Source organism: Pseudomonas sp. SDO5522_S412 (genome assembly GCF_054071215.1).
In genome coordinates, this window is record NZ_JBSVWQ010000189.1 from 1 (window position 1) to 10,722 (window position 10,722).

At 61.2% G+C, this 10,722-nt stretch carries 6 protein-coding genes; 4 read left to right on the forward strand and 2 right to left on the reverse strand.

Annotation, left to right across the window (positions count from 1 at the left end):
* Positions 1-86: 86 nt before the first annotated feature.
* On the reverse strand, positions 87-1,502 hold the full coding sequence (ccoG, locus tag ACW9I6_RS25765; protein ID WP_177039910.1) for a cytochrome c oxidase accessory protein CcoG: 1,416 nt from the start codon (positions 1,500-1,502) through the stop codon (positions 87-89).
* 184 nt (positions 1,503-1,686) lie between these two features.
* Positions 1,687-1,926, reverse strand: coding sequence for a DUF3203 family protein (locus ACW9I6_RS25770; RefSeq protein WP_003207514.1), 240 nt, complete (start codon positions 1,924-1,926; stop codon positions 1,687-1,689).
* Positions 1,927-2,046: 120 nt separating this feature from the next.
* On the opposite strand from ACW9I6_RS25770, the gene ACW9I6_RS25775 reads away from it, so the two are divergent.
* The 4 genes from ACW9I6_RS25775 (at position 2,047) to glgB (ending at position 10,651) form a co-directional block, all read left to right on the forward strand.
* Complete coding sequence (locus tag ACW9I6_RS25775; protein ID WP_003207516.1) at positions 2,047-2,541, forward strand: MgtC/SapB family protein; 495 nt, start codon at positions 2,047-2,049, stop codon at positions 2,539-2,541.
* Between the two features lie 360 nt (positions 2,542-2,901).
* Entirely contained in the window at positions 2,902-4,899 is a 1,998-nt protein-coding gene (locus ACW9I6_RS25780) for an alpha-1,4-glucan--maltose-1-phosphate maltosyltransferase (RefSeq protein ID WP_087692382.1), read from the forward strand.
* A 173-nt stretch (positions 4,900-5,072) separates the two neighbouring features.
* A complete protein-coding gene (gene treS, locus ACW9I6_RS25785; RefSeq protein ID WP_457339993.1) occupies positions 5,073-8,420 on the forward strand; it encodes a maltose alpha-D-glucosyltransferase in 3,348 nt (1,115 codons plus the stop codon).
* Entirely contained in the window at positions 8,417-10,651 is a 2,235-nt protein-coding gene (glgB, locus tag ACW9I6_RS25790) for a 1,4-alpha-glucan branching protein GlgB (RefSeq protein ID WP_457339994.1), read from the forward strand. Before treS ends, glgB begins: the two co-directional genes overlap by 4 nt.
* The last annotated feature ends 71 nt before the right edge of the window (positions 10,652-10,722 follow it).

Sequence of the window (10,722 nt, forward strand, 5' to 3'; positions counted from 1 at the left end):
GGTTGATGTCCCCGTTGATTGACACACCTTTTTCGCGAGCAAGCCCGCTCCCACATTTGATCCCCAGTGTTGCTGAAAGCTTGGGCTCAGCGATTCAATGGCGCCACAAACCGGCTGTCCGCCGCGCTGTAAATCCACGGCTCATCCACGTCCGAGACCTTGAAGCGGATCGTCTGCGAACTGCTGGCGGGCTTCTCTGCGGTCATCGCCACCGACACCGGCACATCGGTAATCTCACCTGGTGCCAGGCTGATCTCGGTCTTGCCCTGCAGCTGGAAGCCGTCGCCGTCCATCAGCTCCAGGCGGTAATCCTGGCGCTGCTGGGTCTTGTTGATGACCTTGAGGCTGTAGATGTTCTCGATCAAGCCGTCACTGTTCTCGCGGAACATCCCCCGGTCCTTGGTCACGTCCAGCGACACCATCGGGCGTTCCACCAGCGCCACCACCAGCGCGCCGATCATCACCAGCAGCACGGCACTGTAGCCGATCAGGCGTGGCCTGAGCAGATGGGTCTTGCCACCTTGCAACTGATGCTCCGAGGTGTAGCTGACCAGGCCGCGGGCATAGCCCATTTTATCCATGATCGAATCACAGGCATCGATACACGCGGCGCAGCCGATGCATTCCATTTGCAGGCCGTCACGGATGTCGATGCCGGTGGGGCATACCTGCACGCACAGCTGGCAGTCGATGCAATCACCCAGGCCGACGTCCGCCGGTTGCACGTCTCGTTTGCGCGGGCCACGGTTCTCGCCGCGGGCTACGTCGTAGGAAATGGTCAGGGTGTCCTTGTCGAACATCACACTCTGGAACCGCGCATACGGGCACATGTGCATGCACACCGCTTCACGCAGCCAGCCGGCGTTGATGTAGGTGGCGCCGGTAAAGAACAGCACCCAGAACAGGCTTACGCCGCCCATTTGCCAGGTCAGCAGCTCCTCGGCCAGCGGCCGGATCGGCGTGAAGTAGCCGACAAATGTCAGCCCGGTCAGCACGCTGATCCCCAGCCACAGCGTGTGCTTGGCCGAGCGCCGCGCCAGCTTGTCCAGGCTCCAGGGCGCAGCTTGCAGCTTGATGCGTTGGTTTCGCTCGCCTTCAGTGACCTTTTCGCACCACATGAACAGCCAGGTAAACGAGCTTTGCGGGCAGGTATAGCCACACCACACACGCCCTGCGAATACGGTGATGGCGAACAGGCCGAACGCGCAGATGATCAACAGCGCCGACAGCAGGATGAAATCCTGGGGCCAGAACGTGGCACCGAAGATGTGGAATTTGCTTTCAGCCAGGTCCCATAACACCGCCTGCCGTCCGCCCCAGTTCAGCCACACGGTGCCGAAAAATGCCAGGAACAGAAAGCCTGCGCCTGCCATGCGCAAGGTACGGAACAGGCCGGTAAAACTGCGGGTGTGAATCAGGTTGTCGCTGGATTTGGCCTTCATCTTCTTTGGATGTGCAGGCTCAAACACTTCTACGGTTCGGACGGGGATTCTATCGCTCATGGTCTTTCGCTCATCAGCCTCCATCAGGCAGATGAACTATGACCGGCGCTCTGTTTGCATAACAGACTCAGGTATGGCGATAAAAAGCGGATCAGATGGGCCGCCCGTGCATGCCTGCGACAATGTGCTGCACCCGGTGGTGCGCGGGGTGCAGCGCTTTTGAGGCGGGGCTGATCCAGGTCAATCAAATCACCGAATCACCGTCGGTAGCTTTCAAGTGCTTACGGCCGTCTTTGGCACCCGCTACGGTCAATGCGTCGGCTTCGGCTTCGGTGATATAGGTGCGGTCACCGTTCAGCTTCACGAACGACATGGATTTTTCGCTGTCGGTTTCGACCGTGACATGGGTGGCTTCCAGTTGTTTCTCGTGGCCGTCCACATCGACGGTGAAGAAACATTGCTGACCTTCGATACGTACGGGCATATCGATCTCCTTTTTGTGGGCTATTACTGATTAGGGTGGGATGCGCAGGCAATGGTTCTGCGCAACTGACTGACGGTCGATGCTGTCCATGTTCTATCGACCCCCAACAAGGAAACGTCCATGGACGCCTGGTGGCATGAAGTCTGGGTAACCCTGCAAGCGGAATTTGCCGATATCGGCGATGCCCGGCAACTCACGCAAATCACCGTTCGGCTGCTGATTGCGGCGATATTGGGCGGGATCCTGGGTTACGAGCGCGAACAGAAAGGCAAGGCCGCCGGGGTACGCACCCACATGCTCGTGGCCCTGGGCGCCGCGCTGTTCGTGTTGGTGCCGAGCATGTCCGGCTCCCAGGCAGACGCCATGAGCCGTGTGCTGCAGGGCGTGATCGCGGGCATCGGCTTTCTTGGCGCCGGCACTATCCTAAAGGGCAAGGAAGACGAGGAGGGTCAGCACGTCAAAGGCCTGACCACCGCCGCCGGCTTGTGGATGACCGCCGCCATTGGGGTGGCGGCGGGAATGGGGCGGGAATCCACGGCGGTACTCAGCACGTTGTTGGCCTTGGCGGTGTTCAGTGTGATGCCAAGGGTTGTGCGGTTGCTGGAGAAGGACTAGACGATGACCGGCGGCATCGTCGTCGGTGGTTCCTCCACCGGTGGTGGCTGTGTGCCTGGCGGTTCCTGCTCGGGAACCGGGTCGGGTTCGGTCGGCGGTAATGTGGGCTTATCTATATTGGGATCAGGCGTTTCAGCCGGAATAGGGATATTCATCGGTATGGCCTCCTTTGTGCTTTGCTCTATCGGTGGACAATCGCGTGGTGGATTTGATTCCCCGCCCGATGGCGGGATATCCGCCTGAACTTTTCACTCGTCGGCATGCTCGGAACCTAGACGGCCCTGCTCAGGGAGAGTGGCGTCGTTTCAGAATTTGAATCAAGCACAAGAGCGTCCACTGGGCGTTAAGGGGAGATGCTCGATGACTGCTGAAACACTGACTCAAGACGATTCAACCTCCACATTACCGCTGTCCCAGGCACTGTTGCTGCCAAGGATCGCGATTGAAAGCACGACCCCGGTGATCGATGGCGGCGAGTTCGCCGTCAAGGCTGTGGTTGGCCAGCGCGTGCAGGTTGCCAGCAAGGTGTTCGCTGATGGCCACGACAAGCTTGCGGTGATGATCCGCTGGCGCCCGCGCAGTGAAGAAAGCTGGCACAGCGTGGTGATGACCGATGTCGGCAACAACGGCTGGGAAGGCGCATTTACCGTGACCGCCCAGGGCCCGCATGAGTATTGCATCGAAGCCTGGATCGACACGTTTGCCAGCTTTCGCTACGAACTGAGCAAGAAACACGAGGCCGGGGTGCCCGTCAGCCTGGAGTTGCAGGAAGGCCGCAGCCAGGTCCTGCAAGCCGCCGAGCGCAGTGACAATGAGCTGCGGGACCGCTTGATGTTGCTGCACCACGAACTCTCCGGTTTGCTGGAAACCGAGCAGGTCGCGTTGTTCCTGCACGAAGACAGTGCACACCTGATGACCCAGGCCGATCACCGCGCCTATTTGAGCATCAGCCCGGTGTACCCGATTGATGTAGAGCGCGAGGCTGCGCAATTTGCCAGCTGGTACGAGTTGTTTCCCCGCTCGATCACCGACGATCCCGCGCGCCATGGCACATTCAACGATGTGCACTCACGGCTGTCGATGATCCACGACATGGGCTTTGACGTGCTGTACTTCCCGCCGATCCATCCGATCGGTCGCAGCCACCGCAAGGGCAAGAACAATTCCCTGACCGCCGGGCCGGACGACCCGGGCAGCCCGTATGCCATCGGCAGCGAAGAGGGCGGCCACGAGGCGATCCATTCGCAGTTGGGCACCCGTGAGGATTTCCGCAACCTGGTCAATGCCGCCGCCGACCATGGACTGGAAATCGCCCTGGATTTTGCCATCCAGTGCTCCCAGGACCACCCGTGGCTCAAACAGCATCCGGGCTGGTTCAACTGGCGGCCCGACGGCACCATCAAATACGCCGAGAACCCGCCGAAGAAATACCAGGACATCGTCAACGTCGACTTCTACGCGGCCGACGCGATTCCCAGCCTGTGGGTCGAGTTGCGCGACATCGTGGTCGGTTGGGTGGAAGAGGGCGTGAAGACCTTTCGCGTCGACAACCCCCACACCAAGCCGCTGCCGTTCTGGCAATGGCTGATCAGCGATGTGCGTTCTAAATACCCCGAAGTGATCTTCCTCGCCGAAGCCTTCACCACCCCGGCGATGATGGCGCGCCTGGGCAAGGTTGGTTACTCCCAGAGCTACACCTACTTCACCTGGCGCAACACCAAGGCAGAGTTGAGCGAGTACCTGAGCGAACTGAACGAGTCGCCGTGGCGCGAGTGCTTCCGGCCGAACTTCTTCGTCAACACCCCGGACATCAACCCCGGCTTCCTGCATGAATCCGGCCGCGCCGGCTTCTTGATCCGCGCCGCGTTGGCCACCATGGGCTCAGGCCTGTGGGGCATGTACTCGGGTTTTGAACTGTGCGAAGCGGCCCCGGTGCCGGGCAAGGAAGAGTACCTGGACTCGGAGAAGTACGAGATCCGCCCGCGAGACTTCACGGCGCCGGGCAACATCATTGCCGAGATCGCCCAGCTCAACCGCATCCGCCGGCAGAACCCGGCCTTGCAGACGCACCTGGGGCTCAAACTCTACAACGCGTGGAACGACAACATCCTGTACTTCGGCAAACGCAGCGAGGATGGCAGCAACTTTATCCTGGTGGCCGTGAGTCTCGACCCGTTCAACGCCCAGGAGGCCAATTTCGAGTTGCCGCTGTGGGAGCTGGGCTTGCCGGACGATGCCCAGACCCAGGGCGAAGACCTGATGACCGGCCACCGCTGGACCTGGTACGGCAAGACCCAGTGGATGCGCATCGAACCGTGGCATCAGCCATTCGGCATCTGGCGCATTACCGTTTCCTGAATCGACACCGATCTCCAAACCACTGGAGATCAAAGGTGGGAGCGGGCTTGCTCGCGAAAGCGGAGTGTCAGTCTCCGAATCGGTCCACTGATATACCGCTTTCGCGAGCAAGCCAGCTCCCACATTGACCGAGTTCCTTCAGGCAGAATTTTTCGAATTCCCAGGAGTTTCCAATGGCGAAGAAACCCAAGGCTGCCACCTTTATCAAAGATCCGCTCTGGTACAAAGACGCGGTGATTTATCAGGTTCACGTCAAATCCTATTTCGACTCCAACAACGACGGCATCGGTGATTTTCCCGGGCTGATCGCCAAGCTCGACTACATCGCCGACCTTGGTGTGAACACCATCTGGCTACTACCGTTCTACCCCTCGCCACGCCGTGACGATGGCTACGACATCGCCGAATACCGCGGCGTGCACAGCGACTACGGGACCATGGCCGACGCCAAGCGCTTTATCGCCGAAGCCCATAAACGCGGGCTGCGGGTGATCACCGAGCTGGTGATCAACCACACCTCCGACCAGCACCCCTGGTTCCAGCGGGCCCGCAAGGCCAAGCCCGGCTCGGCGGCGCGGGATTTCTACGTTTGGTCCGATGACGACCAGAAATACGACGGCACCCGGATCATTTTCCTCGACACCGAAAAGTCCAACTGGACCTGGGACCCTGTCGCCGGCCAATACTTCTGGCACCGCTTTTACTCCCACCAGCCGGACCTCAACTTCGATAACCCGCAGGTCATGAAAGCCGTCCTGTCGGTGATGCGCTACTGGCTCGACATGGGCATCGACGGCCTGCGCCTGGACGCGATTCCATACCTGATCGAGCGCGACGGCACCAACAACGAAAACCTCCCCGAAACCCACGACGTGCTCAAGCAGATCCGCGCCGAGATCGACGCCAACTACCCCGACCGCATGCTCCTGGCCGAAGCCAACCAATGGCCGGAAGACACCCAGCTTTACTTCGGGGACAAAAAGGGCGACGACGGCGATGAGTGCCACATGGCGTTCCACTTCCCGCTGATGCCGCGCATGTACATGGCGCTGGCCCAGGAAGACCGTTTCCCGATCACCGATATCCTGCGCCAGACCCCGGAGATCCCGGCCAATTGCCAATGGGCAATCTTCCTGCGCAACCACGATGAACTGACCCTGGAAATGGTCACCGACAAAGAGCGCGACTACCTCTGGAACTATTACGCTGCCGACCGCCGTGCACGTATCAACCTGGGGATTCGCCGCCGCCTGGCGCCGCTGATGGAACGTGACCGCCGGCGCATCGAGCTGCTCAACAGTCTGCTGCTGTCGATGCCGGGCACGCCGACCCTGTACTACGGCGATGAGATCGGCATGGGCGACAACATCTACCTCGGTGACCGCGACGGCGTGCGTACGCCGATGCAATGGTCCATCGACCGCAACGGCGGCTTCTCCCGCGCCGACCCGGCCAGCCTGGTATTGCCGCCAATCATGGACCCGCAATACGGCTACCAGTCGGTCAACGTCGAAACCCAGACCCAGGACCCGCACTCGTTGCTGAACTGGACGCGGCGCATGCTCGCGGTGCGTAAACAGTCCAAGGCGTTCGGTCGCGGCAGCCTGAAAATGCTCTCGCCCAGCAACCGCCGCATCCTGGCGTATACCCGCGAATACGCAGGCGCCGATGGCAAGAATGAAATCATCCTGTGCGTGGCCAACGTGTCCCGCAGTGCCCAGGCCGCAGAACTGGACCTCTCGGCGTTTGCCGGCATGGTTCCGGTGGAGATGCTCGGTGGCAATGCCTTCCCACCGATTGGCCAGCTGAATTTCCTGCTGACCCTGGCGCCGTATGGCTTCTACTGGTTCGTGCTGGCGGCGGAAAACCAGATGCCAAGCTGGCACGTGGAACCGGCACAAAGCATCCCGGACTTCACCACCCTGGTGCTGAAGAAACGCATGGAAGAATTGCTCGAAGCACCGTGCCGCACCACCCTGGAACAGAATGCGTTGCCGGCGTGGCTGCCCAAGCGCCGCTGGTTTGCCAGCAAGGATACGGCAATCGACAGCGTGCACATCGCTTATGGCGTGCGCTTCGGCGACCCGCAGCATCCGGTGCTGCTCAGTGAAATCGAAGTCACCAGCGCCGGCCAGGTCAGCCGCTATCAACTGCCGTTCGGCTTCCTTGGCGAAGACCAGTTCACCAGCGCCTTGCCGCAACAACTCGCGCTTGCCCGTGTACGGCGAGTGCGTCAGGTAGGTTTGGTGACCGATGCCTTCAGCCTCGACACTTATATCCGCGGCGTGATCCAAGGCCTGCAGGCCAAAACCGTCCTCGACTCCACCGATGGCGAGATTCGCTTCGAGCCCACGGCGCAGTTGGCCAAACTGGAATTGAACGACGAGTCGGAAGTGCGCTACCTCGCGGCGGAGCAGTCCAACAGTTCCGTGGTGGTGGGCGGCAGCCTGGTGCTCAAGTTGATCCGAAAAGTCAGCGCCGGGGTTCACCCGGAACTGGAAATGGGCGCCTACCTCACCGAAGCCGGCTACGAGCATATCTCGCCGCTGTTGGGCTCGGTGATCCGCCACGATGCCGATGGCCAGGACAACCTGCTGATGATCGCCCAGGGTTACCTGAGCAACCAGGGCGACGCTTGGGGCTGGACCCAGAATAACCTGGAGCGAGCGATTCGTGACGAACTGGCCGAAGCCATGTCCGAGCAGGAACAGCACTACAACGCCCTTGGCGAGCTGGCGGATTTCGCCGGCTTGCTCGGCCAGCGCCTGGGCGAGATGCACCTGGTGCTGGCGGCGCCCACCACTAACAAGGCGTTCAAGCCCGAGGTCACAACCCTCAAGGACAGCCAGGGCTGGGCCAGGCACGTGGGCGCGCAAATCGACCACGCCTTGCAGTTGCTCAAACAGCATCAAACCAAGTTGAACCCTGCCGATCAGGCGTTGGTCAGTGCTTTACTGGAGCAGAAAAAGGCCATCGCCAGTCACGTTCAGGACCTGGCGAAAGCCACGGTGGGCGGGTTGCGCATTCGCGTGCACGGCGACCTGCACCTGGGCCAGGTACTGGTGGTCAAGGGCGATGCCTACCTCATCGACTTCGAGGGCGAACCGGCGCGGCCGCTGCCTGAGCGTCGCGGCAAACACAGCCCGTACAAGGATGTGAGCGGGGTGCTGCGCTCGTTTGATTACGCGGCGGCCATGGCGGTGAATGTGCAGGGCGTCGACCAGTCGCCCGAGGCCAATGCGTCCCGGCAACGTGTGGCGGATCGCTACTTGCAAGAGGCCAGGCAGGCATTTATCCAGGCCTATCACGCTGCCACGACTACACTGGCCCATGACTGGCAGGATGCCAAAGGCCAGGACGCAGCGCTGGCGTTGTTCAGCCTGGAGAAGGCCGCGTACGAAGTGGCCTACGAAGCAGAGAATCGCCCGAGCTGGTTGCCGGTGCCGTTGCAAGGTTTGCACGGGCTGCTCAGCGGGTTGAAACCAATATCGAAAACTGCACGCGGTGGGGAGACGTCATGAGTTTTACAAGCAAAGAACCGCTGCAGGAAAAGTTGAGTGTGATGCCCAAACCTGCTGATATCGAAGCCCTGGTGCGGGCCGAGCACCATGATCCATTCTCGATCCTGGGTCCCCATGACGACGAGCAGGGCGGCCAGTTCATTCGCGCCTTCCTGCCGGAAGCACTGAGTGTCCAGGTCCTGGCCCGCGACAGCGGCGAGCACATCGGCAGCCTCGATACGACCCAGGTGCCGGGCTTGTTTGTCGGGCATTTCGGCAGCCGTCAGGCGTACTTGCTGAAGATCCAGTGGGCCGGTGGTGAACAGATCACCGAAGACCCTTACAGCTTCCAGCAACTGCTGCTGGGGGAGATGGACCTGTACCTGTTTGCCGAAGGCAATCACCGCGACCTGAGCAGTTGCCTCGGGGCACAAGTGACCAGCGTCGACGGCGTCCAGGGCGTGCGTTTTGCGGTATGGGCACCGAATGCCCGCCGGGTCTCGGTGGTGGGCGACTTCAATATCTGGGACGGGCGCCGTCATCCGATGCGCCTGCGCCATCCGTCCGGTGTGTGGGAGATTTTCATCCCGCGCCTGCAACCCGGCGCGGCCTACAAGTATGAAATCCTCGGTGCCCACGGGATTCTGCCGCTCAAGGCCGACCCCATGGCCCTGGCTACGCAGTTGCCGCCGGATACTGCGTCCAAGGTCGCTTCGCCGCTGCAGGTCGACTGGCAGGACCACGACTGGATGCAATCGCGCAGCGAGCGGCAAAAGCCCAGCGCACCCTTGTCGATCTACGAGTTGCATGCCGGTTCCTGGCAGTGCGAGCTGGATGAAGTCGGCGAGGTGTCCCGCCAGTACAGTTGGCGCGAGCTGACCGAGCGGTTGATCCCTTATGTACAGCAGTTGGGCTTCACCCATATCGAACTGATGCCGATCATGGAGCACCCGTTCGGCGGCTCATGGGGTTATCAGGCGCTGTCGCAATTTGCCCCGACGGCACGTTTCGGCTCGCCGGAGGATTTCGCGTTTTTCGTCAACGCCTGCCATCAGGCCGACATCGGCGTGATCCTGGATTGGGTGCCGGCGCATTTCCCCACCGACACCCACGGCCTGGCGCAATTCGACGGCACCGCGCTGTACGAATACGCCAACCCGCTGGAAGGCTTCCACCAGGATTGGGACACCCTGATCTACAACCTCGGCCGCACCGAAGTCCACGGCTTCATGCTGGCGTCGGCGTTGCACTGGCTCAAGCATTTCCATATCGATGGCCTGCGGGTGGATGCGGTGGCCTCGATGCTGTACCGCGACTATTCGCGCAAGGCCGGTGAATGGGTACCCAACCGCCACGGCGGGCGGGAAAACCTTGAGGCCATCGACTTCCTGCGCCACCTCAACGATGTCGTTGCCCTTGAGGCCCCCGGCGCGCTGGTGATCGCCGAGGAGTCCACCGCATGGCCGGGCGTAAGCCAGCCGACCCAACAGGGCGGCCTGGGGTTCAACTACAAGTGGAACATGGGCTGGATGCACGATTCGCTGCACTACATCCAGCAGGACCCGGTGTACCGTGCCCATCACCACAACGAGCTGAGTTTCGGCCTGGTGTATGCCTGGTCCGAGCGTTTTATCCTGCCGATTTCCCATGATGAAGTGGTGCACGGCAAACACTCGTTGATCGACAAGATGCCCGGCGACCGCTGGCAGAAATTTGCCAACCTGCGGGCGTACCTGAGCTTCATGTGGATGCACCCGGGCAAGAAGCTGCTGTTCATGGGCTGCGAGTTCGGCCAATGGCGCGAGTGGAACCACGATCAGCAACTGGACTGGTACCTGCTGCAATACCCCGAACACCGGGGCGTGCAGAAACTGGTGGGCGACCTCAACCGTCTGTACCGCGAAGAGCCGGCGCTGCATGACCAGGACGACGCACCACAGGGCTTCCAGTGGTTGATTGGGGATGACGCGATCAACAGCGTCTACGCCTGGTTGCGCTGGAGCAAGGATGGCAGGCCGGTGCTGGTGGTGGCCAACTTCACGCCGGTGCCGCGTGAGGCCTACAAGGTCGGCGTGCCGTTTGCCGGGCGCTGGAGCGAGGTGATCAACAGCGATGCCGACACCTATGCCGGTTCCAACTTCGGCAACGGTGGCGGGGCGTTTACGGAGGAGGAGCCCAGGCATGGGCAGCCGTTGTCGCTGTCGTTGAACCTGCCGCCGCTGGGTGTGCTGATACTGCGACCGGACGCCTGAATTCCAGACGATGAAGACCCCATGTGGGAGCGGGCTTGCTCGCGAATGCGCAGTACCAGTGCCAGATTTTT

Excerpts from the sequence above, each read along its gene's own strand:
- treS (WP_457339993.1), top strand. The coding sequence starts at position 5,073 with ATGGCGAAGAAACCCAAGGCTGCCACCTTTATCAAAGATCCGCTCTGG.
- ACW9I6_RS25770 (WP_003207514.1), bottom strand. The coding sequence starts at position 1,926 with ATGCCCGTACGTATCGAAGGTCAGCAATGTTTCTTCACCGTCGATGTG.
- ACW9I6_RS25780 (WP_087692382.1), top strand. The coding sequence starts at position 2,902 with ATGACTGCTGAAACACTGACTCAAGACGATTCAACCTCCACATTACCG.
- ACW9I6_RS25775 (WP_003207516.1), top strand. The coding sequence starts at position 2,047 with ATGGACGCCTGGTGGCATGAAGTCTGGGTAACCCTGCAAGCGGAATTT.
- ccoG (WP_177039910.1), bottom strand. The coding sequence starts at position 1,502 with ATGAGCGATAGAATCCCCGTCCGAACCGTAGAAGTGTTTGAGCCTGCA.
- glgB (WP_457339994.1), top strand. The coding sequence starts at position 8,417 with ATGAGTTTTACAAGCAAAGAACCGCTGCAGGAAAAGTTGAGTGTGATG.